This is a genomic window from Bacillus sp. JZ34, assembly GCF_053903205.1.
In genome coordinates this window covers 2,634,791-2,659,060 of sequence record NZ_CP096403.1, presented here as the reverse complement: position 1 = coordinate 2,659,060, position 24,270 = coordinate 2,634,791, and the positions used below count along the sequence as shown (strand labels likewise).

General features: G+C 47.5%; 21 protein-coding genes and 1 other annotated feature. All 21 genes read left to right on the top strand.

All coding sequences use genetic code 11. The annotated features are described in order from the left end of the window. Positions 1-21: 21 nt before the first annotated feature. The 21 genes from ftsZ (at position 22) to pyrP (ending at position 24,154) form a co-directional block, all read left to right on the top strand. On the top strand, positions 22-1,155 hold the full coding sequence (gene ftsZ, locus M1D90_RS13355) for a cell division protein FtsZ (RefSeq protein ID WP_020451308.1): 1,134 nt from the start codon (positions 22-24) through the stop codon (positions 1,153-1,155). A 370-nt stretch (positions 1,156-1,525) separates the two neighbouring features. Further along, positions 1,526-3,034 (top strand): S8 family serine peptidase, encoded by a 1,509-nt coding sequence (locus M1D90_RS13350; RefSeq protein WP_456282818.1) that lies wholly within the window; start codon positions 1,526-1,528, stop codon positions 3,032-3,034. A 192-nt stretch (positions 3,035-3,226) separates the two neighbouring features. Continuing rightward, positions 3,227-7,525 (top strand): S8 family serine peptidase, encoded by a 4,299-nt coding sequence (locus M1D90_RS13345; RefSeq protein ID WP_456282817.1) that lies wholly within the window; start codon positions 3,227-3,229, stop codon positions 7,523-7,525. A 184-nt stretch (positions 7,526-7,709) separates the two neighbouring features. After that, positions 7,710-8,639, top strand: a complete 930-nt coding sequence (gene spoIIGA / locus M1D90_RS13340) for a sigma-E processing peptidase SpoIIGA (RefSeq protein WP_456282816.1) — start codon at positions 7,710-7,712, stop codon at positions 8,637-8,639. 59 nt (positions 8,640-8,698) lie between these two features. Further along, positions 8,699-9,418, top strand: coding sequence for an RNA polymerase sporulation sigma factor SigE (gene sigE / locus M1D90_RS13335; RefSeq protein ID WP_003181573.1), 720 nt, complete (start codon positions 8,699-8,701; stop codon positions 9,416-9,418). Positions 9,419-9,557: 139 nt separating this feature from the next. Then, positions 9,558-10,337, top strand: a complete 780-nt coding sequence (gene sigG / locus M1D90_RS13330; protein WP_003181576.1) for an RNA polymerase sporulation sigma factor SigG — start codon at positions 9,558-9,560, stop codon at positions 10,335-10,337. A 133-nt stretch (positions 10,338-10,470) separates the two neighbouring features. Next, a complete protein-coding gene (locus tag M1D90_RS13325; RefSeq protein ID WP_456282815.1) occupies positions 10,471-11,268 on the top strand; it encodes an ABC transporter ATP-binding protein in 798 nt (265 codons plus the stop codon). A gap of 264 nt (positions 11,269-11,532) precedes the next feature. Continuing rightward, on the top strand, positions 11,533-12,420 hold the full coding sequence (locus M1D90_RS13320) for a putative RNA methyltransferase (protein WP_456282814.1): 888 nt from the start codon (positions 11,533-11,535) through the stop codon (positions 12,418-12,420). A gap of 83 nt (positions 12,421-12,503) precedes the next feature. Further along, entirely contained in the window at positions 12,504-12,737 is a 234-nt protein-coding gene (locus M1D90_RS13315) for a YlmC/YmxH family sporulation protein (protein WP_011197962.1), read from the top strand. A 222-nt stretch (positions 12,738-12,959) separates the two neighbouring features. Beyond that, positions 12,960-13,799 carry a peptidoglycan editing factor PgeF gene (gene pgeF / locus M1D90_RS13310; RefSeq protein WP_023857246.1) on the top strand — a complete coding sequence of 280 codons (840 nt, stop codon included), beginning with the start codon at positions 12,960-12,962 and terminating at the stop codon, positions 13,797-13,799. Between the two features lie 7 nt (positions 13,800-13,806). Then, positions 13,807-14,502: a YggS family pyridoxal phosphate-dependent enzyme gene (locus tag M1D90_RS13305; protein ID WP_020451316.1), complete on the top strand. Its 696-nt coding sequence runs from the start codon at positions 13,807-13,809 to the stop codon at positions 14,500-14,502. Further along, the gene (sepF, locus tag M1D90_RS13300; protein WP_003181594.1) at positions 14,499-14,951 is read left to right on the top strand and encodes a cell division protein SepF; all 453 of its coding nucleotides are present in this window, start codon (positions 14,499-14,501) and stop codon (positions 14,949-14,951) included. The genes M1D90_RS13305 and sepF overlap by 4 nt, the downstream gene beginning before the upstream one ends. A 10-nt stretch (positions 14,952-14,961) precedes the next feature. After that, on the top strand, positions 14,962-15,228 hold the full coding sequence (locus M1D90_RS13295; RefSeq protein ID WP_025811370.1) for a YggT family protein: 267 nt from the start codon (positions 14,962-14,964) through the stop codon (positions 15,226-15,228). 134 nt (positions 15,229-15,362) lie between these two features. Then, a complete protein-coding gene (locus tag M1D90_RS13290) occupies positions 15,363-16,139 on the top strand; it encodes a YlmH family RNA-binding protein (protein ID WP_023857245.1) in 777 nt (258 codons plus the stop codon). Between the two features lie 96 nt (positions 16,140-16,235). Next, positions 16,236-16,730: a DivIVA domain-containing protein gene (locus M1D90_RS13285; RefSeq protein ID WP_328037588.1), complete on the top strand. Its 495-nt coding sequence runs from the start codon at positions 16,236-16,238 to the stop codon at positions 16,728-16,730. A 62-nt stretch (positions 16,731-16,792) separates the two neighbouring features. Next, positions 16,793-17,022, top strand: a binding site (T-box leader). A 51-nt stretch (positions 17,023-17,073) separates the two neighbouring features. Beyond that, the gene (ileS, locus tag M1D90_RS13280) at positions 17,074-19,842 is read left to right on the top strand and encodes an isoleucine--tRNA ligase (protein WP_456282813.1); all 2,769 of its coding nucleotides are present in this window, start codon (positions 17,074-17,076) and stop codon (positions 19,840-19,842) included. A 223-nt stretch (positions 19,843-20,065) separates the two neighbouring features. Beyond that, positions 20,066-20,431 (top strand): TraR/DksA family transcriptional regulator, encoded by a 366-nt coding sequence (locus M1D90_RS13275; protein WP_023857244.1) that lies wholly within the window; start codon positions 20,066-20,068, stop codon positions 20,429-20,431. Positions 20,432-20,553: 122 nt separating this feature from the next. After that, positions 20,554-21,015: a signal peptidase II gene (gene lspA / locus M1D90_RS13270; protein ID WP_023857243.1), complete on the top strand. Its 462-nt coding sequence runs from the start codon at positions 20,554-20,556 to the stop codon at positions 21,013-21,015. 1 nt (position 21,016) lies between these two features. Beyond that, positions 21,017-21,931, top strand: coding sequence for an RluA family pseudouridine synthase (locus M1D90_RS13265; protein ID WP_023857242.1), 915 nt, complete (start codon positions 21,017-21,019; stop codon positions 21,929-21,931). 176 nt (positions 21,932-22,107) lie between these two features. Further along, positions 22,108-22,656: a bifunctional pyr operon transcriptional regulator/uracil phosphoribosyltransferase PyrR gene (gene pyrR, locus M1D90_RS13260; protein WP_020451324.1), complete on the top strand. Its 549-nt coding sequence runs from the start codon at positions 22,108-22,110 to the stop codon at positions 22,654-22,656. Positions 22,657-22,849: 193 nt separating this feature from the next. After that, positions 22,850-24,154 (top strand): uracil permease PyrP, encoded by a 1,305-nt coding sequence (pyrP, locus tag M1D90_RS13255; RefSeq protein ID WP_318602057.1) that lies wholly within the window; start codon positions 22,850-22,852, stop codon positions 24,152-24,154. Positions 24,155-24,270: the final 116 nt, after the last annotated feature.

Below are 24,270 nucleotides of genomic sequence, written 5' to 3'. Positions count from 1 at the left end.
GACGGATTAGGAGGATTTAGCATGTTAGAGTTTGAAACAAATATAGACGGCTTAGCATCGATTAAAGTAATAGGAGTAGGTGGCGGCGGTAACAATGCCGTCAATCGGATGATCGAAAATGACGTTCAGGGAGTCGAGTTTATCGCAGTCAACACGGATGCCCAGGCTCTCAACCTGTCAAAAGCGGAAACGAAAATGCAGATTGGTGCGAAGCTGACACGCGGGCTCGGCGCCGGAGCCAATCCGGAAGTCGGCAAAAAAGCCGCAGAGGAAAGCAAAGAACAAATTGAAGAAGCGCTGAAAGGTGCAGACATGGTGTTCGTCACAGCCGGAATGGGCGGCGGAACAGGAACGGGCGCGGCACCTGTCATCGCACAAATCGCAAAAGATCTGGGCGCATTGACTGTCGGCGTTGTCACAAGGCCGTTTACCTTTGAAGGAAGAAAAAGACAGCTTCAGGCGGCAGGCGGTATTTCAGCAATGAAGGAAGCCGTCGACACCCTGATCGTCATTCCGAATGACCGTCTTCTTGAAATCGTCGATAAAAACACACCGATGCTTGAAGCGTTCCGCGAAGCGGACAACGTTCTCCGCCAAGGTGTTCAGGGCATTTCAGACTTGATCGCAACACCTGGACTGATCAACCTTGACTTTGCCGACGTCAAAACAATCATGTCCAACAAAGGTTCTGCACTGATGGGTATCGGTGTAGCGACAGGTGAGAACCGCGCTGCAGAAGCCGCTAAAAAAGCTGTTTCCAGCCCGTTGCTTGAAACGGCGATTGACGGTGCCCAAGGCGTGCTGATGAACATTACAGGCGGAGCCAACTTAAGCCTTTACGAAGTTCAGGAAGCAGCGGACATTGTGGCGGCTGCATCTGACCAGGACGTCAACATGATCTTCGGATCTGTCATCAATGAAAACTTGAAAGACGAAATCGTCGTTACGGTCATCGCGACCGGCTTTATCGAACAGGATCAAGATGCATCTAAGCCGCAGAGACCTTTAAACCAAGGTTTAAAACAGCATCATCAGCCTGCTCCGAAACGGGAGCCGAAGCGCGAGGAGCCAAGCATGCCGCATCGCAGCCAATCACAGCCTGCCGAGGATACGCTTGACATCCCGACTTTCTTAAGAAACCGCAATAAACGCTAAAACGTCTATAATACATTGGAAAGCTGCCGACAAGAAGTCGGCGGCTTTTTTTATGCGCTGGAACGGATTCTCCCCTCCAAAAGCATCAATTGTCATTCTGATCGAAGCGCCTCCCTCAAAAGCCTTGCATCTAACCTCTCTCTTTTCTCCCGGATGCACGGATTTTCCTTTCAGCTTGTCATCTGGCCGAACTATGAACAGTGAACAAGTCATATGTAAAAAGAACGAATTTACAAACCGACAAAGGAAAAATGACAAAATACGACAATGTCTATAAGTCTTTTCTTTTACCATTATTAATAGTTTCTGTTTCTAGACAAAGAAACGCAAGAAACGACTATATTTGCTATTGCTTAAAGGAGGATGTCATGTGAAGAAAAAGCCATTATTCAGCACATTCATGTGCGCTGCACTCATCGGTTCACTTCTCGCTCCGACCGCTGTGCAGGCTGAAACAGGCACGACAGCGAAGGCCAAGGAACAAAACAAAATATCAAGCGCTCTTTACAAACGTTTTGAGAAAGAAGATAAAGTGACTTTTTTAATCAAAATGAAAAACCAGGCGAATCTTCAGCAAGCGGCGACAGCGGCTGAAAACCGGGCGAAAGCAAGCGTGATGACCGTGAAAAAAGTAAAAGAAATCAAACGTTCAGCCGTGCTGACGTCCCTGCGTACAAAAGCTGAGAGAACGCAAAAAGACTTAAAATCGTTTTTAGAAAAAGAAGAGAAAAAAGGAACAGCAAAGCAAGTGGAATCTTTTTATATTGTAAATGGCATTGCCGTGACAGCGACAAAGGATGTTATGGAAAAAGCGGCTTCATTTCCGGAGGTTGAAAAAGTGCTGCCAAATCAAAAAATTAAGCTCGGCAACACTGAAAAACCCACGGTAGAATCGAAAACGTCTGCGGATCGTTCCCCCGCTTCCAACATTCAGCAGGTTCATGCGCCTGATGTCTGGAAAAAGCGTTATAAAGGCAAAGGAGCCGTTGTCGCTTCGATTGACACCGGCGTTGAGTGGGATCACCCGGCGTTGAAGACAAAGTACAGGGGCTACAACCCTTCTAAACCGAACAGTCCAGACAATGAGTTCAACTGGTTTGATGCGACAAGCAATAAGAAAACGCCATATGACGACTTGGGCCACGGCACACATGTGACAGGCACGATGGTCGGCTCAGAAGCCGGCGGCAAAAACCAGATCGGTGTCGCACCGACTGCGAAATGGATCGCTGTCAAAGCCTTTTCAGAGGACGGCGGAGACGAAAAATCCCTTTTGGCTGCAGGAGAATGGATTTTGGCTCCGAAAGATGCGAAAGGAAAAGGGCACCCCGAAAAGGCTCCCGATGTCGTCAACAATTCTTGGGCGGGTGAACGCGGACTCAATGAATGGTATTTGGATATTGTCAAAGCTTGGCGGTCAGCTGATATCTTTCCTGCATTCGCAGCAGGTAATGTCAGCGAATTGGAACCGGGCGGACCGGGTTCAGTTGAGAATCCGTCCAACTATCCGCAATCTTTCGCGATAGGCGCAGTTGACAGCGCAAACGCGTTAGCCGATTTTTCATTGCAAGGACCTTCGCCATATGACGAAATCAAGCCCGATATTTCGGCACCGGGCGTCAGCATCCGCTCTGCTTATCCGGGACACAAGTATGCTGCGATGAGCGGAACATCGATGGCGACCCCGCATGTATCAGGGATCGTCGCTTTAATGAGGGAAGCCAATCCGGACCTCACAGTCGATGAAATCGAGCGCATCCTGCTGAATACGGCGACGCCTCTGACTGACAAAACGTTTAAAAAATCGCCGAACAACGGCTACGGATACGGCTTGGTCAACGCTTTAAAAGCTTTTGACGCGGCTAAAAAAACAAAATGATAAAAAAGGACAAAACCGCTTTAACGGTTTTGTCCTTTTTTTATCTAATTTTAAACATGACCTTGACAAATACCGACAAAAAAATTAACCAGTTTTTACTATATTTAAGTTACATCAAGGTCAGACAAGGCATCCACAAGGAGAGGAGGACGGACAAGTCCAGCCAATTTCATCAAAAAGGGGGATGTTCATTTGAAAAGAAAGCTGAGAAAAAAGGCGTTTTCAACCATTTTAAGCGGTTTGTTAATCGGCTCGCTGTTCATGCCCGCTGTTTCAGATGCCGCGGCAAAGCCTGCGCTCACTTCGATGAAAGAACAAGCAGCTGCAGGGAAGGGAAAAATTTCGAAATCTCTTGTCAAACAGTTCAAAAAAGAAGATCAAGTCACATTCTTGATCAAACTGAAAGATCAAGTCGATACTCCAAAGGTGGCCAAGCAGGCGGAAAAGAATGCGAAGAAAAAGTCGCTGAGCGCGGCTAAAACAGAATATCAAAAGCGCTCGGCTGTCGTCTCCGCTTTAAGAGTCAAAGCGGATGAGACGCAAAGCGATTTGAAACGTTATTTGAAAAAGCAGGAAAAACAAGGGAAAGTAAAAAAAATCCGCTCCTATTATATTGTCAACGGGATGGCCGTCCATGCGACGAAAGAGGTCATGGAACAAGTAGCGGCTTTTCCGGAAGTAGAGAAAGTGCTCCCGAACGAAAAAAGGCAGCTGATCAAGCCGGCTAAACAGTCTGTGAAAAAATCGGCAGCTAAGGATGAAAAAGAAATCGAATGGAATATCAATCGAGTCGACGCGCCAAAAGCCTGGAAATTGGGATATGACGGAACGGGCACGGTTGTCGCGTCAATTGATACGGGCGTGCAATGGGATCATCCGGCATTGAAAGAAAAATACCGCGGATATGACCCGCAGCATCCCGATCAGCCTGATCACGAATTCAGCTGGTATGATGCGGTTTCTGGCGCTTCTGAACCTTTTGACGACCTGGAGCACGGCACGCATGTAACCGGGACGATGGTCGGATCAGAGCCTGACGGTCAAAACCAAATCGGTGTGGCGCCGGGTGCAAAGTGGATTGCCGTGAAAGCTTTTTCGGATGACGGCGGAACGGACGAAGACCTCCTTGCAGCGGGTGAATGGATTTTGGCGCCGAAAGATAAAGATGGCAACCCGCACCCTGAAATGGCTCCGGATGTTGTCAATAACTCGTGGTCAGGGGGAGCCGGGATTGATGAGTTTTACAGGGATATCGTAAAAGCGTGGCGAGCTGCCGGCATCTTCCCTGAGTTCTCTGCGGGGAACGCTGATTTCACCAATCCGGGAGGACCTGCTTCGATTGCCAATCCGGCAAACTACCCCGAAGCGTTCGCGACCGGTGCGACAGACATCGATAATCGCTTAGCCGATTTTTCACTTCAAGGTCCTTCCCCGTATGATGAGACCAAGCCTGAAGTAACAGCACCTGGGGTCAACATTCGCTCTTCTGTCCCTGGAAGCGGCTATCAAGACGGCTGGGACGGCACTTCAATGGCAGGACCGCATGTCGCAGCCGCGGCCGCACTTATCAAGCAGGCCGATTCGTCGATCACCGTTGATGGGATCGAAAAGATTTTGATGGAAACCGCAACACCGCTCACAGACAGCAAATTTACCGAATCGCCGAACAACGGATACGGCCACGGGCTCGTGAACGTGTTTGACGCGGTGTCCGCCGTCACAGAAGGGTTGGGCAAAGCGGAAGGGCAAGTCGGAAAAGAAGGCGAAGACAAAAATCCGCCGGTCTTAAACCATCAAGAGATCAAGGAAATTTACTCAGGCTCAGAAACGCCTCTTTCAGTTGATGTGGAAGACGATGTCAGCATCATATCAGTCAAATTAAGCTATAAAACCGATGATTCCGATTGGGTGACGATCGCTGCCAAACAAACTTCCGGCGACTATAAAAAAGGAACGTACGAGGCGGCCGTATCCGTTTCTGAAGGGAAAACGCTTTCCTACAAATGGATTGTCACCGATTTCGGAGGAAACAAAACGGAATCCAAAGTGTACGAAATCCCGATTTCTCCGGCTGTGACCACAGGGTATAAACAAGATTTCGAGAATGCCGCCAACGGCTGGATCACATCAGGTGTGAAGAATTCATGGGAGCGCGGTATTCCTCAGTCAGGCCCGAATGCCGCAGCATCGGGAAAAAACGTATTCGCAACAAATCTGACAGGGCCGTATCAAAGTTCGGCCAATATGAATCTTCTTATGCCTCCTGTCAGCGTTCCAAAAAATCAAAAACTTTATCTCACATACAAATATTGGCACGATATTGAAGAGGACTTCGATTACGGTTTCGTTTACGTACAGCCTGAAGGGAAAGATGAATGGATCCCGGCTGCTGAGTACAGCGGCAGGACGTCAGAATGGAAAGACGGACAGATTGATTTGTCGGAGTACGGGGGACAGACGATTAAGATCATGTTCAACCTACAATCTGACGACAGCATTGAAGGTGACGGGCTTTATATCGATGATGTAGCGCTTGTGAAGGAAGTGAAGAGCGCAGGCACGAAAAAACGACTGGGCGTTGAAAAACAGCCGGCTAAAATGAAGGATAAGAAAACGAAGAAACAAACGATTGATCCGAAAAAAGCAAAACCGGCAGAAACCGTTCAAGAACATTCTGAGACGAAAAAAGCAGCTCCTGCAGTTCTTCCGGTGCGGGCTCGGGTCAGCGTGCTGGAGACGGGCAAATCGACATATTCCAACCAAGCAACAGGCGCATACAGTTTGGCTCATGCACCTGGAACGTATACGCTGAAAGCGGAAGCGTACGGATATGAATCAAATGCGCAAACCGTAAAAATCGAGGCCGACAAGACGACGACGGCAGACTTTGTCTTAAAGGAACTGAAGAAAGGGACGCTCACCGGAACGATAAAAAACAAAAAAACGGGCGAACCCGTCCGACATGCAAAGCTGTATATCGTTGAAGATGCATCCGTAAAACCGGTTCAGACGGACGGCGACGGAAGTTATTCATTAACGGCCTATGAAGGCTCGTATACGGTAAAGGTCTCTGCAAACGGATATTACAGCAGCGAGTTTTCCGTTGATTTAAAAGGAGATGTCTCGAAAGATATCGAGCTCGATCCTTTCATCGGCTATCCTGGGGAAATCGGCTATGATGACGGAACCGGGGAAAACGCCTGGGCTTTCTATGAATCCGGCAACGGGCTGGCCGTCAAAATGACGCTCGAAAACGGGCAGGAAAAAGCTATGCTGAAAGGCGGCTTGTTCAAATTCTGGGATACAGAATTCCCGGATCCGGGCGGCACTGATTTTGCAGTCGAGGTCTACGATGCGTCGGGTGAAAAAGGCTCTCCGGGCAAAAAACTCGCCGGCCCGTTCAAAGCTGAAGCGCTCCGCACAGGTGAATGGACGACCGTTGATTTGGGCGATGAAGGCATCCTCGTCGGAAAAGACTTTTACCTCGTGTACGTCCAGACAGAGGACCTGGCCAACTCACCTGGACTTGCTACAGATGAAGACGGGGAATATTCAGGCCGCAACTGGCAGTATACGGACGGCTCATGGTCGAAAGCGCCATCAGACCAAGGCAACTTCATGATCCGCGCTTTGGTCGACTATGAATTGGCGATGCCTGTGATTACGTCGCCTAAAGACGGATTCATTACCAACAAAAAGAATGCTGTCATCGAAGGGACATCGTCTCCGAACACGACCGTTCAGCTCTTTAACGGAGATGAAGAAGCCGGAACGGCGAAAACGGCGGGAGACGGCACTTTCTCAAAAGAGATTCCGCTGAATAAAGGTGAAAATGTGATCACCGCCAAATCGTCATCGGCTTCCGGAACGACGGATGCTTCAGACCCGGTCCGGATCGTCCTTGACCAGAAAAAGCCGAAGCTTACGATTGACACGCCGAAAAGCGGATCAAAACTCAATAAAGAGACTGTCACTGTGAAAGGAACAGTATCAGACGACCACTTAGAATCTGTTCATGTAAACGGCAAAAAAGCGGCTGTTGACAATGGCGAGTATTCTGCAAGGATTATGCTTGACAACGGCCAAAATGAAATCAAAGTAACGGCAGCGGATGCGGCAGGCAACAAAACGACCAAAAAAGTCACGGTGGATGTCAACTTTGAAGCGCCGCAAATCACCGGCTTGAAACCGGCTGAAGACCTCGAGCTCAAAACGGGAGAAACCGTGAAAATCGAGTTTGAAAGCGCCGCTGATTTGGATGCTGTCTTTGTGATCAGAATTCCGCTTACCAATTTCAAAACGGCTGCCCAAAACGTAACAGAGCTGCCGATCAGAGAAGTCTCAAAAGGCAAGTATGAAGGATATTGGACCGCGACTTCAACCGCAAAAGCAAAAGGAGCGGAAATCGAGGTCATCGTCCGGGATGATTACGGCAATGAAACGAGACAAACGGCAAAAGGCAAACTGTACATCAATGAAAAGCTGAAATAAAGGTGAAAAGACGCTGTCTTTAATGGCAGCGTTTTTTTTCGTTTTATGATCGACAAATTCAGTACGAAAACTTCAAAAAATGTACGATTTGCGCAACATTAATTGACAGACTTTACCTTTGGGCTTGATTTATACTTAGGAAAACAAACAATATGGTCACCGAGCCCAAAGAAAGGGGAAGGATGTGGAAATCTATTTAGATGCAATATGGCTGTTAAACTTTTGTTTTGACTTGCTGCTTTTAATGATGACCGCATTTATTTTAAAGCGAAGGGTTAAAAAGCGGAGGCTGATCTTAGGGGCGTTTGTCGCGTCAAGCATCGTTCTGTTTATGTTTACACCTTTTTCGCCGTACGTCCTTCATCCTGCAGGCAAACTGTCGTTTTCGGTTGTGATCGTTCTTGTGACATTTGGTTTTAAGCGGTTCCGGTTTTTTTTGCAAAATTTGTTTTCTTTTTATTTTGCCACTTTTTTAATGGGAGGAGGGATTATTGGAGCGCATTCTTTACTTGAAACGGATTCGATCATGGAAAACGGCGTCTTTATGACGAATTGGTCCGGTTTTGGAGACCCGGTCAGCTGGCTGTTTGTCGGTGCAGGTTTTCCGGCTGTATGGCTGTTTTCAAAAAAGCGTTTTGAAGATGCTGAAGCGAAGAAAATTCAATATGAAGAACGCGTCCGCCTAGAGACCGGCATTGATGAACATACGCTTCATTTCACCGGATTGATTGACTCCGGAAACCAACTCTACGACCCGATCACAAAAACGCCCGTCATGATCGTCAATATTGAAAAATTGAAAAGTGTATTGGGAGAAGAAGCGAGTGTGATCATCAAGGAAATGAGCCCGCTTGATACCGTCGGCAAACTTGATGAAACACTCCCGTATATCGGGCGGATCCGCCTGATTCCCTACCGCGGGGTCGGCCATCAGCATCAGTTTCTGCTCTGCCTAAAGCCGGATCATGTGCTCATTTTTTCGGAAAGGGAGGTGATTGAAGCGCCGAAATGTCTGATTGGAATCAGCACCTCACCGCTTTCCGCGGACGGCGAATTTGACGCCATCGTCCATCCGAAAATGCTCGCCGGAAACCCGGTCAAACACGTTTCTTAAACTCGAAGTCTGTTACATTATCATACTCCTGAAGACGTTTATTTAGAAGGGGGAGGAAGATGAAAAAACTAAAATTAAGGTTAACCTATCTGTGGTACAAACTTTTAATGAAACTGGGGCTGAAAAGCGACGAAATTTATTATATCGGCGGAAGCGAAGCGCTGCCCCCGCCATTGTCAAAAGATGAAGAGCAGGTGCTTCTCCATAAGCTGCCTGACGGTGATCAGGCGGCACGGGCGATTTTGATTGAACGAAATCTCAGGCTGGTCGTCTACATCGCGAGAAAATTTGAAAATACCGGCATCAATATCGAGGATTTAATCTCCATCGGCACGATCGGCCTTATCAAAGCGGTGAATACCTTTAATCCCGAGAAAAAAATCAAACTGGCTACATATGCTTCCAGATGTATTGAAAATGAAATTTTGATGTATTTAAGAAGAAACAATAAAATTCGCTCAGAGGTATCATTCGATGAACCGTTGAACATCGATTGGGACGGAAATGAACTTCTTCTCTCAGATGTGCTCGGAACAGAAAACGATATTATTACAAAAGATATCGAAGCAAACGTTGATAAGAAGCTGCTGAAAAAAGCGCTTGAACAGCTCAATGACAGAGAAAAACAGATCATGGAGCTCCGCTTCGGGCTTGTCGGAGGAGAAGAAAAAACGCAAAAAGACGTTGCCGATATGCTCGGCATCTCCCAGTCATATATTTCCCGGCTTGAAAAAAGAATTATTAAAAGGCTGCGAAAAGAATTCAACAAAATGGTTTAATTTTTTTATGAAATTTGAAGTGTTGACAGCCAAGGGTTTTCGACTTGATCTTCTTATTTTTGGAAATTAACGATGCATATTTTTCCCACCCGAGGAGATACTGAACTTTGTACAGCAGCTCCTGTAGGGAGGGAAAAAAGTGTCGAGAAATAAAGTTGAAATCTGCGGGGTTGATACATCAAAACTGCCCGTACTGAAGAACGAAGAGATGAGAAAGTTGTTCAAGCAAATGCAGGATGAAGGAGACACGACAGCAAGAGAAAAGCTTGTTAACGGTAATTTGCGCCTTGTCTTAAGCGTCATTCAAAGGTTTAACAACAGAGGAGAGTATGTTGATGACTTATTCCAAGTCGGCTGCATCGGACTAATGAAATCAATTGATAATTTTGATCTGAGCCACAATGTTAAGTTTTCAACATATGCTGTACCAATGATCATCGGAGAAATCCGCAGATATTTGCGCGATAACAACCCGATCCGCGTCTCACGGTCACTCAGGGATATCGCGTACAAGGCGCTGCAAGTGAGAGAACGGCTGATCAGTGAGACAAGCAGGGAGCCGACGGCTCAGGAGATCGCGAAAGAGCTTGAAGTGTCCCATGAAGAAATCGTTTTTGCGCTTGACGCTATTCAAGATCCCGTATCTTTGTTTGAGCCGATTTACAATGACGGAGGAGATCCGATTTATGTCATGGATCAAATCAGCGATGAGCGCAACAAGGATTCGCAATGGATCGAAGAGCTCGCCTTAAAAGAAGGCATGAGACGGCTGAATGAACGGGAAAAAATGATCCTCAGAAAACGCTTCTTCCAAGGCAAGACGCAAATGGAAGTCGCTGATGAGATCGGAATCTCCCAAGCCCAGGTCTCAAGGCTGGAAAAAGCCGCCATTAAACAAATGAATAAGAACATTCACTAAAGCCGCAGTCAATCTGCGGCTTTTCACATGCTAAAAATGGAAAATCTCTCATTCACTTTGTTATATAAATAAGCTATAATAAAAGAATTATATTTTAATTTATCAGAATATTTACATAAAAGGAGGACTTCAAATGGTTTTGCAGCTTGAGAATGCTTCACTAAAACGAAACGGAGAGTGGATATTAAAGGATATTGATTGGACGGTGGAAAAGGGGGAGCACTGGGCGCTATACGGATTGAACGGGGCCGGCAAAACCGCTCTGTTGAACATGCTGTGCGCTTATTATTTTCCGACAACAGGAAAAGTCACCGTGTTAGGGCGCGAATTTGGAAAAACGGAGCTGAACGAAAAGCTTCGCCAAAAAATCGGCCTTGTGTCAGCGGCCCTGCAGCAGAAGCTGTATCCTGAAGACAGTGCATTTGAAATTGTCTTAAGCGGCGCTTTCGCTTCGATCGGCCTTTATGAATCGCCTTCACAGTCTGTCAGGGAGAAAGCGATCGCCCTCCTGGAGGAATTCAGCTCCATCCGTTATGCGGACAGGAGATATGAAACGCTCTCTCAGGGAGAAAAGCAAAAGGTGCTGATCTCAAGGGCCTTGATGGCCGATCCAGAGCTGCTCATTCTCGACGAGCCTGTAACCGGTCTTGATTTCATCGCGAGGGAGCAGGTGCTGGAGACGGTTGAACAAATTGCCAAAAAAGACAGTGCACCGTCCATGCTTTATGTTACTCACCATGCGGAAGAAATTCTCCCCGCTTTCAGCCAAACGCTGCTGCTGAAAAAAGGTGAAGTGTTTGCATTGGGGAAGACAAGAGAGATGATGTCCGGCGAGGTTTTGTCCGAATTTTTCGATATGCCCGTCCAGGCGGTATGGACGGACGGCAGACCGTATTTGTCCAAGAAAAAGCCTCTAAACCTCAGCATTTAAAACGGCTGGTTCTTTGGCAGCCTCCTTGTTTGGAGGCTCTTTTTCAGCTTTCATCCTCTTAAAAAAGCTGGTAAGATAATAGAGAACGTCATGTTAAAGAGGGGTTCATCATTATGATCATTCAATTCATTCGCTACAGATAATGAAAGGTATAGACAAACGCTTAAACCATCCACACCTTCGTCTTTAAAAAATGCCGAAGGTGCGGGTTTATTTGTCTATGCCTTTTTCATTGATCTAAATGTGAATGAATGAGGTGTAACAATGATGAATAAAAAATTAAAAAGAGCATCGCTCATGAAAAGGCATGAAACGATGTTTCAGTGCCCGATATGCGCAACGAATATGGCGGTCACCGATTTAAAAAGCCTGATCTGTAAAAACGGACATACGTTTGATATCGCAAGAGGGGGATATGTCAATGTCACAACGCATGCTCCTTCTGTTAAATATGATAAAGAATTATTTGAAGCGAGAAGAATGTTAGCCGCCCGCGGCTTTTTTGAACCGCTTAGCGGCGCTTTGACAGACCGTCTCGAACAAGCAGGCCTCCCGTTTTGCAACTTTGTCAGCATCCTCGATGCCGGCTGCGGGGAAGGTTCGCATTTGGCGCGGATCGTTGGAAAGCTTCAAATGCGTTCCGGATCGCCTGTCCTTGGCGTCGGGCTTGATTTGGCGAAAGCCGGGATTGTGTCTGCGACTAAGCAAGAAAGAGAGGCGATCTGGTGTGTCGCCGATCTGGCTGCCGCGCCGTTTCGGAATCGTTCATTCGACGCGATCCTCAATATATTGTCGCCTTCTAATTACGCGGAATTCGAGCGGCTGTTATCGGATGACGGCATCGTTTTGAAAGTGATTCCGAAAAGCGGCTATCTGAAAGAACTGCGGGGGTTTTTGTATGACGGCTTGGACAAACAAGCCTTTACGAGCGAGGATGCGGCTAAGCGGTTCTCGTCTCATTTCGATCTGATCGACAGAACGGAGATCGCCTACAGCAAACGTTTAGACCAAAGCCTTCTCGCGCCGCTCATCAAGATGACGCCATTATCATGGCGCGCAGAAAAGGAGCGGATCAAAGCCTTTTTAAAGAAAGAATCCGCTGTTACGACCGTCCATCTCGACATTTTAGCCGGCAGGAAAAAAACGAAATAAACCACTGAAAAGGCAGTCTAAATAAAGGACTGCCTTTCATATAATCTAAAAGGACATTTGATCAGAGGAGGCGTGCGGTGGACATGATGAACATTTCTGATTTCCAGATAAAAGATGTCGTTAACGTATCAAACGGGAAAAAGCTCGGCAGCATCGGCGATATCGATATTAATGTAACGACAGGCAAAATACAGGCGATTGTCATCGGAGGAACGGGGAAAGTTTTCGGATTTTTCGGAAAAGAAGAGGAAATCGTCATTCCGTGGCGAAATATTGTTAAAATTGGAGAAGATGTGATTCTTGTGCGTTTAAGCTGATCAAGCATATGAGATGATGCCTGATCAATCGGCGGGCCCTTATCCGCCTGCTTTTTCAACATTATTGTATACGGTGAGACCGTCTGCAAAAACGGCGATAAATGTTGCAAACAATACATTTCGTTTAGTTTTTTGAAACGAAACTAAACGAATGCATCAAGATGTGTTAAAATAGGAGCGATATGATGAAAGACTACGATGTTTGTCGAAAGGCTGATCACCATGAATACATATAACCCCTTTCGTCTTGATGCTCCGTCAATGCTTTTGATTGAGGAATGGAATCAGACGGCGGAAACCGGCGGAGCCGTCACAGCCGGATTTACGACAAAAAACGGCGGAGAAAGCGAACCGCCTTTTCACTCACTGAATACAGGGCTGCACGTTCAGGATCATGAACAGCATGTCATCAATAACAGAAAACAGATTGCCGACAACTTAAAAACCGATCTGCACGACTGGGTATTTGCCGATCAGACGCATGAAGACCGGATTCAAAAAGTGACGGATAGCGATCGCGCCAGCGGCGCTTTCCGATACGATACGGCGCTGAAGGCTACGGACGGACTTTATACAGACAGGCCAAACCTGTTTTTGGCGCTTTGCTTTGCCGACTGCGTTCCTGTTTATTTTTACGATCCGGTCCGCTCGCTGGCCGGAATCGCTCACGCGGGCTGGAAAGGCACCGCGCTCGGGATCGCAGCCAGCATGGTTGACACGTGGGTCAGCCGGGAAGGATCAAATCCCGCAGACATCCACGCCGTGATCGGGCCTGCGATCGGCTCGTGCTGCTACACTGTCGACGATCATGTAATAGACAAAATCAGGAATCTTCCTCTTCAGCGAGAAGACAAAGCCTTTTTGACGATAAAAGAAGGGGAGTACCGTCTCGAATTAAAAGAAGTGAACAGGCAGCTGCTTGTACACGCCGGAATTCCAAACGGCCAGATCAAGGTGAGTTCCCTTTGTACGAGCTGCGAGCATTCACTGTTTTTCTCCCATCGGAGAGACCGGGGAAAAACCGGACGGATGATGTCCTTCATCGGATTAAAGGAGGTATAGCTTACAGGTGGATGTGAAAAGCAATTTACGACATATAAATGACAGGATCAACGAAGCGTGTATCAAAGCGGGAAGAACGCCCGACGAAATATCCGTCATCGCTGTCACGAAATATGTTTCCCCGGAACGGGCGCAGGCAGCGCTTGATGCAGGAATCAGACATTTGGGAGAAAACCGCGATACCGGACTGCTTCACAAGCTCGACGCTCTGAAAGACAGCGAACCGGTATGGCATTTTATCGGAACCCTGCAGACGAGAAAGGTAAAAGCAATCATCGATCATGTCTCATATATCCATTCTTTAGACAGGCTTTCATTGGCCGACGAGATTCAGAAGAGGGCAAAAAAACCGATTGACTGTTTTGTTCAGGTCAACACATCTCTTGAATCTTCAAAACACGGCATGGCAAAAGAAGAGGTTCTTTCTTTTGTAAAAAAACTGTCTGCATATGAAAACATCCGGATTGCGGGATTAATGACGATGGCTCCTTTTACGGATGACGAGACGGCAATCAGAAGCTGTTTTCGCTTGCTGAGAGAGCTGCGCGACGAGGTTCGCGGGCTCGGTCAATGGAACGCCCCGTGCAGCGAGCTTTCGATGGGGATGTCTAACGACTATACGATCGCAGTCGAGGAAGGCGCGACATTCGTCAGAATCGGATCTTCCTTAGTCGGAAATGAAACTGGAGGTGGACAATCATGAGTTTGAAAAACAAATTTAAAAACTTTTTTTCCTTGGATGATGAGGAATACGAATACGAGTACATTGAAACAGACAGGGAGGAAATCCCTGAAGAGCATGAATCGAAAGACAGAACCGCCTACCAGTCTAAAGCGGCTGGGAAGCAGAATGTCGTAAGTTTGCAAAGCGTTCAGAAATCTTCTAAAGTAGTGTTAAGTGAGCCTCGGGTGTACGCGGAAGCCCAGGAAATCGCAGACCATATCAAAAACCGGCGCGCCGTCGTCGTGAACCTGCAGCGCATTCAGCACGATCAGGCGAAAAGAATCGTTGATTTCTTGAGCGGAACTGTATATGCTCTCGGCGGCGATATTCAGCGGATCGGAGCGGACATCTTTTTATGCACGCCTGAAAACGTCGATGTCTCCGGCACGATTTCCGAGCTCATAGAAGAAGAACATCAGAGGTGGTAAATCGCAGATGATCCTACTTTATCAAATTTTAAGCACGCTTATAACCGTCTATTCGTTTGCGCTCATTATTTACATTTTTATGTCTTGGGTGCCTAATGCAAGGGAGTCTTCATTCGGCCGGGTGCTTGCTTCACTTTGCGAGCCTTATCTCGAACCGTTCAGAAGGATTATTCCTCCGCTCGGGATGATTGATATTTCTCCGCTCGTGGCGATTTTCATCCTGCGGTTCGCAGATGCAGGGCTTCTTGCGGTTTTCAGAATGCTCGGCGCTTTTTAAAGACATTATGCCGATCTCCCGTAAGACTTACCGCAGGCAGCGGCGCCGTGGTTCAGGAGCGTGCCTTCAATCTTTGCGGGCCGAGTATCGGGCTTGGCTGTAGGCCAGGCCTCTTTACATAGAAAGGAAAGACAATGAGCGATATTTACCAGCATTTCAGAAAAGACGAAGAGCCGTTTATCGACCAGGCTCTTGAGTGGAAAAGAATCGTGGCGGAACAGTACCGGATGAAGCTGACCGATTTTTTGGACCCGCGGGAACAGGTGATCCTGCAATCTGTCATCGGTCAGTCGGACGAAGTGAGGCTTGAATTTTTCGGGGGCTTCCCTGAGGCCGAACGAAAGAGGGCTTTACTATTCCCTGAATATGCCGAGCCGTCTGCCGAAGATTTTCAGCTTCAGGGCTGGGAAGTCATCTATCCGCAAAAATTCGCCTCCATCGAGCATCGCGAGCTTCTCGGCTCATTGATGGGCATCGGATTGAGGCGCCAAAAGTTCGGCGACCTGATCTTTTCGGACGGGACATGGCAGTTTATCTGTTCGGAAGAAGTCGCTGATTTTGTTTTCACCCAGCTGACACAAATCGGCAAGGTGAAAGTTTCCCTTGAAAAAATTCCGCTTTCTAAGCTTAAAGTACCGGAGCAGGATGTCGAAATAAGGGATGATACGGTTTCATCTTTGAGGCTTGATGCGATTTGCTCGGCAATGAGCAGGCAATCCCGGCAAAAAGCACAGGTTCTCGTGAAAAATGGCCTCGTGAAAGTGAACTGGAAAGTCATTGAAGACCCTTCATATGCACTGGCGGAAGGGGATATGGTTTCGATCCGGGGGTTTGGCCGGTTCAGGATGAAAAACATTGACGGCAAAACGAAGAAGGGCAAATGGAGATTGACGTTTGAAAAACAAAAATGACGCGTTTTAACAGTTTTTTCTCCGCCCGGTCGAATTTTGCTTTATAATGTTGACTAGGACAAGTGTACATAAAGAAAAATAATGGAGGTGGGCAGCATGCCTTTGACGCCAAATGACATTCATAATAAAACATTTACAAAAGCGTTCCGCGGCTATGACGAAGATGAAGTGAACGAGTTCCTGTCCCAGGTGAGAAAGGATTATGAGATCATTCTGCGCAAAAAAAATGAGCTTGAATCAAAGGTGAACGAGCTTGACGAGCGTCTCGGCCATTTTTCGACGATCGAAGAGACGTTGAATAAATCGATCCTTGTCGCACAGGAAGCAGCCGAAGACGTAAAGCGCAATTCCGAGAAAGAAGCGAAGCTCATCATTCGTGAAGCTGAGAAAAACGCTGACCGGATCATTAATGAGTCTCTTTCAAAATCGAGAAAGATCGCGATGGAAATCGAAGAGCTGAAAAAGCAGTCAAAAGTGTTCAGAACCCGTTTCCAAATGTTGATCGAAGCGCAGCTTGACCTGTTGAAAAACGACGACTGGGATCATTTGCTTGAATACGAAGTAGACGCCGTCATGGATGAAAAAGAATAGAATTTCATTTGCGTTCTTGACATATCGTCATCCGTTCGCATATAATACGTTCATAAATTGAGTGAAAAACGTTTGAGAGGGACAGACATTGATTTCTGAAAACAATGAAAGCGACCCGGGGGCGGTGTAAGCCCGGGATTGTTGGAATCGTTGTGAATCAGCCCTCAAGTTTCCTTTCTGAACCGTCCAGTAGGAAAGGACGTCCCATCACGTTACGATGTTTGAGCGGATAAGCCGAATCGGCTTGTCTAAAAGGGTGGTACCGCGAGATCAAAGCCTTCTCGTCCCTTATGGGATGAAAAGGCTTTTTTTGTTTTAGAAAAGATGTTTTGGAGGAATGGTAATGGATTATAAAGATACGCTCTTAATGCCGAAAACAGATTTTCCGATGAGAGGAAACCTGCCGAACCGTGAACCTGAAATCCAGGGGAAATGGGAAGATATGGACATTTACAGCCTCGTTCAGAAACGAACCGAAGGCCGGCCGATGTTCGTGCTTCATGACGGACCTCCGTATGCGAACGGCGATATTCATATGGGCCATGCGCTCAACAAAGTACTGAAGGACTTCATCGTCCGTTCGAGATCGATGAGCGGCTATCATGCACCGTATGTTCCGGGCTGGGATACACACGGCCTGCCGATTGAAACAGCGCTCACGAAAAACAAAAAAGTGAAGCGCAAAGAAATGACGGTAGCCGAATTCCGCAAGCTTTGCGAAGAATACGCATGGCAGCAAATCGAAGGACAAAAAACGCAATTTAAGCGCCTCGGTGTCAGAGGAGATTGGGAAAACCCATACGTGACCCTTAAGCCGGAGTTTGAAGCGCAGCAAATTAAAGTATTCGGCGAAATGGCGAAAAAAGGCTATATTTACAAAGGGAAGAAGCCGGTTTACTGGTCCCCTTCAAGCGAATCCGCTCTGGCTGAAGCTGAAATCGAATACCATGATAAACGCTCGCCGTCTATCTATGTTGCATTCGATGTGAAAGATGGAAAAGGTGTATTAACAAACGGCGAAAAAATCGTCATTTGGACGACAACGCCGTGGACGATCCCGGCCAATCTCGGCATCGCCGTACACCCTGAATTGGAGTACAGCGTCGTTGCTGCCGGAGGCGCGCGCTATGTGATGGCAAGCGCATTGATTGAAAGCGTGGCAAAAGCGATCGGCTTTGAAGATCATGAAGTCGTTCAAACTGTTAAAGGAAAAGACCTGGAACATATCGTCGCGGTTCATCCTTTATACAGCAGAGATTCTCTTGTTATGCTCGGTGAACACGTAACTACAGATGCCGGTACAGGCTGTGTTCATACTGCTCCGGGACACGGTGAAGACGACTTTATCATCGGTCAGAAATACGGACTTGACGTGCTTTGCCCGGTTGATGAAAAAGGACATATGACGAGCGAAGCCCCTGGTTTTGAAGGACTGTTTTACGATCAGGCCAACAAACCGATTACAGAACAGCTCGAAGAAAAAGGCGCTTTGCTGAAGCTCGATTTCATCACCCACTCCTATCCGCACGACTGGAGAACGAAAAAACCGACCATTTTCCGCGCGACCTCCCAATGGTTCGCTTCTATCAAAGACTTTAGAGACGAGCTTCTTGACGCGGTGAAAGAAACAAAATGGGTGCCTGAATGGGGCGAAACGCGCCTCTACAATATGATCCGCGACCGCGGTGACTGGTGTATCTCAAGACAGCGCGCATGGGGCGTGCCGATTCCGGTATTTTATGCCGAAAATGGGGAGCCGATCATCACGGATGAAACGATCGACCACGTTTCTGAACTATTCAGGGAGCACGGTTCGAACATTTGGTTTGAAAAAGAAGCGAATGAACTGCTTCCGGAAGGCTTTACGCATCCGGGAAGTCCGAACGGCAAGTTCACAAAGGAACAGGACATCATGGATGTCTGGTTTGATTCAGGTTCGTCACATCAGGCCGTACTGGAAGAGCGCGATGATCTTGTAAGACCTGCGGACTTGTATCTGGAAGGATCTGACCAATACCGCGGCTGGTTTAACTCATCGATTTCGACAGCCGTTGCCGTAACGGGTAAAGCACCATATAAAGGCGTGCTGTCACACGGTTTTGCCCTTGACGGAGAAGGCCGCAAGATGAGCAAATCACTCGGCAATGTCGTTGTTCCGGCAAAAATCATGAATCAGTTCGGGGCCGATATTTTAAGACTGTGGGTCGCATCTGTCGACTATCAAGCAGATGTCCGCGTATCTGACGCGATCTTAAAGCAAGTCGCAGAAGTGTACCGGAAGATCCGCAACACGTTCCGTTTTCTTCACGGAAACATTGCTGATTTTGACCCGGCGAAAGATGCAATCGCTGTGGAAGAACTTCGCGAAGTCGATCAGTACATTTTGATCAAGCTGAACAGCCTTATTGAAAAAGTCAAAAAAGCATATGAAGAATATGATTTTTCGGTCATTTACCATGCTGTCCACAACTTCTGCGCGATCGAGCTCAGCTCATTCTATATGGATTTTGCCAAAGACGTCGTTTATATTGAACACGCCGATCATAAAGACCGCCGCAGCATGCAGACCGTTTTTTACGAAACGTTGCTCGGGCTTGTCAAGCTGATCGCACCGATCCTGCCGCATACTGCTGACGAAATGTGGAGCCACTTCACATTCGTATCGGAAAAAAGCGTGCAGCTTACCGATATGCCGGAAACAAGAGACATTCCAAATGCAAAAGAGACGGAAGAGAAGTTCGACAGCTTCATGAAGCTTCGCGGCGATGTTCTTAAAGCGCTTGAAACAGCGCGTAATGAAAAGATCATCGGAAAATCTTCGGTTGCGAGCTTGACGCTGTATCCAAATGAAGAAGCAAAAGCGCTGCTTTCTTCGATCAAGGAAGACGTCAAACAGCTGTTCATCGTGTCAGAGCTTCTCATCGGCGGAACGGAAGCCGAAGCGCCTGAAGGTGCGCAGACGTTTGACACAGGAAAAATCGTCGTTGCTCAGGCAGAAGGCGAAACTTGTGAGCGGTGTCGCATGGTGTCCAAAGAAATCGGCCAGGATGCCGATCATCCGGAGCTTTGCCCTCGCTGTGCCGGAATTGTGAAGACGTATTATCAAAATTAACCACGAAGCGGTTCGGAGTTTTTCCGAACCGCTTTTAATATGCCGCCAAACCTTATCAGGCCTGCCCAGGCGTCCTGTCTGAACGCACATCCTGTGAAAGTCCGGAGAAAGGATGCCATTGCTGACATCGTTTTGTACGTCAGGAAAAATCTTTTGGGCTTGGATACCGGCTTTGTCGGTAACACTAAGGTCACAAACGATAAGAGCAGGAGTTGATGTAGGCGTGAACGATCAGCTGGCGGCAATTCATACCGAACTTCTTCAAATGAAGGAAGAACTGGAAGCAAGGCTTTTTGAATACTCCTTTTTTCAGCAGGATTCTCAAGGCATCAATTCGTATCAGCAGGTAACACTTATGTATCATGTCAAAGAAGAGCTGCAGGACGTGCTTTTGGCCCTTTCAAAAATCGAAAACGGAACATACGGCATTTGCGAAGAAACGAATCAGGCAATTCCGCTGGAAAAAATGGCTATTCTGCCGACGGCGCGCACCGCGAACGATTTTTTATATCATGCCCAGTTTGAAAAAAAGACGCTTCCTATTTGGGCTGAGACGGATGAGACGTTCAACCGGGCGCTCTACTCATAACATTCTGCAAGAGGGGAGGGCTTTTGCCCTCTTGCAGGATGTCAATGAATATTCCTTTACTCCTTTTCTTTTTCTTGTTAAAATGCTTAAATGAAGAGAAACAGAAACTGGAGGAACGGTTTGTGCCTTATTACATAATTGCAGTGCTCATTATCGGTATCGATCAATTTACAAAATGGCTGGTCGTCAGCAAAATGGAGTACGGTGAAAGCATTCCCGTCATCGACGGTTTCTTTCAAATTACGTCGCACAGAAATACAGGCGCAGCATGGGGCATTTTGGCCGGACAGATGTGGTTTTTTTACATCATTACCACGGCGGTTATCATCGGCATTGTTTACTACATTCAAAAACATGCCAAAGGACAAATCCTGCTCGGAACCGCTCTCGGATTGATGCTTGGCGGTGCTGTCGGCAATTTTATCGACCGCGTGTTCAGGCAAGAAGTTGTCGATTTTATACACGTGACGATCGTCAATTATCATTATCCGATTTTCAACATTGCCGATTCATCTTTATGCGTCGGTGTCCTGCTCTTATTTATACAAATGCTGTTAGACGGAAAGAAGAAGAAGGAGCTGTAACATGGAGCATTATGATATGACCGTTCATGAAGAACATAAAGGTGAACGGATTGACAAGTACTTGACCGCAGTTGAAGCGGATTGGTCGCGGACTCAGGTGCAGCAGTGGATTAAAGAAGACCGCGTGCTGGTTAACGGAAATGCGGTCAAAGCCAATTATAAAGTTCAGGATGGGGATGCGGTGTCAGTCCATGTTCCAGAACCGGAACCGCTTGATGTCACGGCTGAACCGATGGATCTTGATATTTATTATGAGGATCAGGACGTTCTTGTCGTCAACAAGCCGCGCGGAATGGTGGTTCATCCGGCTCCCGGCCATCTGACGGGGACGCTTGTCAACGGTTTGATGGCGCATTGTGACGATCTGTCAGGCATCAACGGCGTGATGAGGCCGGGCATCGTCCACCGGATTGATAAGGACACTTCAGGTCTGTTGATGGTTGCCAAAAACGACATGGCGCATGAATCGCTCGTGAATCAGCTTGTCAACAAAACGGTGACGAGAAAATACACCGCGCTTGTCCACGGCGTCATCCCGCATGACCACGGGACGATCGACGCGCCGATCGGCAGGGATAAAAAAGACAGGCAGAGTATGACGGTCACAAGGGAAAATGGAAAGCATGCCGTCACTCATTTTGAAGTGATCGAACGGTTCGACGATTTCACTGTTGTTGAATGCCAGCTTGAAACGGGGCGAACCCATCAAATTCGCGTGCATATGAAATATATCGGTTTTCCTCTGGCGGGAGATCCGAAATACGGCCCGAAAAAGACGGTCGATTTCAATGGCCAGGTGCTGCATGCGGGCGTATTGGGATTTGACCATCCGCGTACCGGAGAATATGTTGAATTTGAGGCGCCTCTGCCTGATGACATGAAAAATCTCCTCGACAAAATTCGAAATAAACGTTGACAGACGTTTTCTTTTTTGAAATAATAAATGCAGTTAAATCAGATTCTTTAACACAGTCCAGAGAGGCTGAGAAGGATACCGGACAAGCGAATCAATGAATTCGTTTCAAGACCCCTCTCTGCCTTTATGCAGAAGGGGTTTTTGTTTTATCCTTTAAAAGATGCGGGGTGCTGGCCATGCAGGAACAAGAAAAGGCTGTTGTGCTTGACGAACAGGCGATCAGAAGGGCGCTGACAAGAATCGCCCACGAAATGATTGAACGAAACAAAGGAATGAACAACTGTATCCTTGTCGGAATCAAAACGAGAGGCATCTATCTGGCCAAACGGCTTGCCGAACGGATTGAGCAAATCGAAGGAAACAAAGTCACCGTAGGAGAGCTCGACATCACCCTTTACAGGGATGATCTCTCCAAAAAAACGTCTAATGAAGAGCCGCTTGTCAAAGGAGCGGACATTCCGGCGGACATCACCGATCAAAAGGTGATCGTCGTCGATGATGTGCTTTACACGGGACGGACAGTCAGAGCGGCCATGGATGCGCTCGTTGATGTCGGGCGGCCTTCATCCATCCAGCTCGCGGTGCTTGTCGACCGCGGCCACAGAGAGCTGCCGATCAGAGCCGACTATATCGGGAAAAACATCCCGACATCGAAAACCGAAAAGGTCATGGTTCAATTGGAAGAAGTTGACGGACGCGACCTTGCGGCGATTTATAAAAAGTGAATGACAATCCTTTTTTAAATGCATTCCAGTGAGTTTGCAAAGAGGGATAGAACGAAAGATGCCGCCTCACCATGCGGCGGATCTTTGTCTGCCTCTTTGCGCAATTTAAGCAAAGAGGCTTTTTTAATGGGCACAATCTTTTCAGGATATAAAGACATCATAGACAGTGAGTCAACCATCAGGAGGAAAAAATATGAGTCAGAAAAAAGTGAACCTTGGTGTCAGAGAATTACCAAAACCTTTGAATTGGATAACTTTCAGCCTGCAGCATCTGTTTGCCATGTTCGGAGCGACGATCCTCGTGCCAAAGCTTGTAGGCTTAAGCCCAGGCGTGGCCCTTATAACGAGCGGGCTAGGAACGCTTGCATATCTCTTGATTACAAAAGGACAGATCCCGGCTTACTTAGGTTCATCCTTTGCGTTTATTGCCCCGATTATCGCAGCAAAAGCCGCCGGAGGCCCTGGGGCGGCCATGATCGGCGCATTTATGGCAGGCATCGCCTACGGGCTGATCGCCCTGCTCATCCAGCAGCTGGGAACGGACTGGCTGATGAGGCTCCTGCCGCCTGTTGTCGTCGGTCCGGTCATTATCGTCATCGGACTCGGGCTGGCAAGCACGGCTGTCAATATGGCCATGTATGAAGATTCGGGAGCAAAAGTGCTCGTCTACAGCGCCAAACATTTTGGCGTTGCAGGATTCACACTCGCGCTCACCATAATCTGCGCGATTTTCTTAAGAGGATTTTTCAGCCTGATTCCTGTCTTGATCGGAATTATCGGCGGATACTTGTTCGCCCTGACCCAAGGCATCGTCGACTTCCAGATGGTCCTTGACGCCAAATGGTTTGCTGTTCCAGATTTCGTCATTCCGTTTGTCGACTATACGCCGAGCGCGGCGGCTGTCGGAATTGGAATCGCCATGGTGCCCGTTGCTTTCGTGACAATGTCAGAACATATCGGCCACCAAATGGTATTAAGCAAAGTCGTCGGTCAGGATTTCATTAAGAAGCCCGGGCTTCACCGCTCGATTTTCGGCGACAGTGTCGCAACGATGCTGGCATCATGCATCGGCGGACCGCCGACAACGACCTACGGAGAAAACATCGGCGTACTCGCCATCACAAGAGTATTCAGCGTATTTGTCATCGGCGGAGCGGCTGTTATTGCACTGTGCTTCGGGTTTATCGGCAAAATTTCGGCCCTGATCAGCTCTGTCCCTTCTGCAGTCATGGGAGGCGTTTCCTTCCTGCTGTTCGGTATCATCGCATCAAGCGGACTGCGCATGCTGATTGATAACAAAATTGACTTGGAAAATAAGCGAAACCTGATCATCTCATCCGTCATTCTCGTCATCGGAGTGGGCGGCGCATTTATCAAAATCTCAGGGTTCGAGCTGTCAAGCATGGCGCTTGCAGCTATCGTCGGAGTGGTTTTAAACCTTGTCCTGCCTGAATCAAAGGGAGATCAGGACGGGATTGAAATAGAAGAGCATATTTAAAAACCTTTTAAATGAAGTCCAGAGAGGCTTGAAAGGGTTACGGAGAGAGAAGTGCAAAAAAGCGCATTCTCTGGTTCACTGTACCCCAAGCCGTTGTGGCTTGGGGTTTTTTTACA

What these genes read in the sequence shown, in the direction of transcription:
- ftsZ (WP_020451308.1), top strand. Translation starts at nt 22, where the DNA reads ATGTTAGAGTTTGAAACAAATATAGACGGCTTAGCATCGATTAAAGTA.
- sigE (WP_003181573.1), top strand. Translation starts at nt 8,699, where the DNA reads ATGAAAAAACTAAAATTAAGGTTAACCTATCTGTGGTACAAACTTTTA.
- M1D90_RS13325 (WP_456282815.1), top strand. Translation starts at nt 10,471, where the DNA reads ATGGTTTTGCAGCTTGAGAATGCTTCACTAAAACGAAACGGAGAGTGG.
- M1D90_RS13320 (WP_456282814.1), top strand. Translation starts at nt 11,533, where the DNA reads ATGATGAATAAAAAATTAAAAAGAGCATCGCTCATGAAAAGGCATGAA.
- M1D90_RS13315 (WP_011197962.1), top strand. Translation starts at nt 12,504, where the DNA reads ATGATGAACATTTCTGATTTCCAGATAAAAGATGTCGTTAACGTATCA.
- pgeF (WP_023857246.1), top strand. Translation starts at nt 12,960, where the DNA reads ATGAATACATATAACCCCTTTCGTCTTGATGCTCCGTCAATGCTTTTG.
- sepF (WP_003181594.1), top strand. Translation starts at nt 14,499, where the DNA reads ATGAGTTTGAAAAACAAATTTAAAAACTTTTTTTCCTTGGATGATGAG.
- M1D90_RS13290 (WP_023857245.1), top strand. Translation starts at nt 15,363, where the DNA reads ATGAGCGATATTTACCAGCATTTCAGAAAAGACGAAGAGCCGTTTATC.
- M1D90_RS13285 (WP_328037588.1), top strand. Translation starts at nt 16,236, where the DNA reads ATGCCTTTGACGCCAAATGACATTCATAATAAAACATTTACAAAAGCG.
- ileS (WP_456282813.1), top strand. Translation starts at nt 17,074, where the DNA reads ATGGATTATAAAGATACGCTCTTAATGCCGAAAACAGATTTTCCGATG.
- M1D90_RS13265 (WP_023857242.1), top strand. Translation starts at nt 21,017, where the DNA reads ATGGAGCATTATGATATGACCGTTCATGAAGAACATAAAGGTGAACGG.
- pyrR (WP_020451324.1), top strand. Translation starts at nt 22,108, where the DNA reads ATGCAGGAACAAGAAAAGGCTGTTGTGCTTGACGAACAGGCGATCAGA.
- pyrP (WP_318602057.1), top strand. Translation starts at nt 22,850, where the DNA reads ATGAGTCAGAAAAAAGTGAACCTTGGTGTCAGAGAATTACCAAAACCT.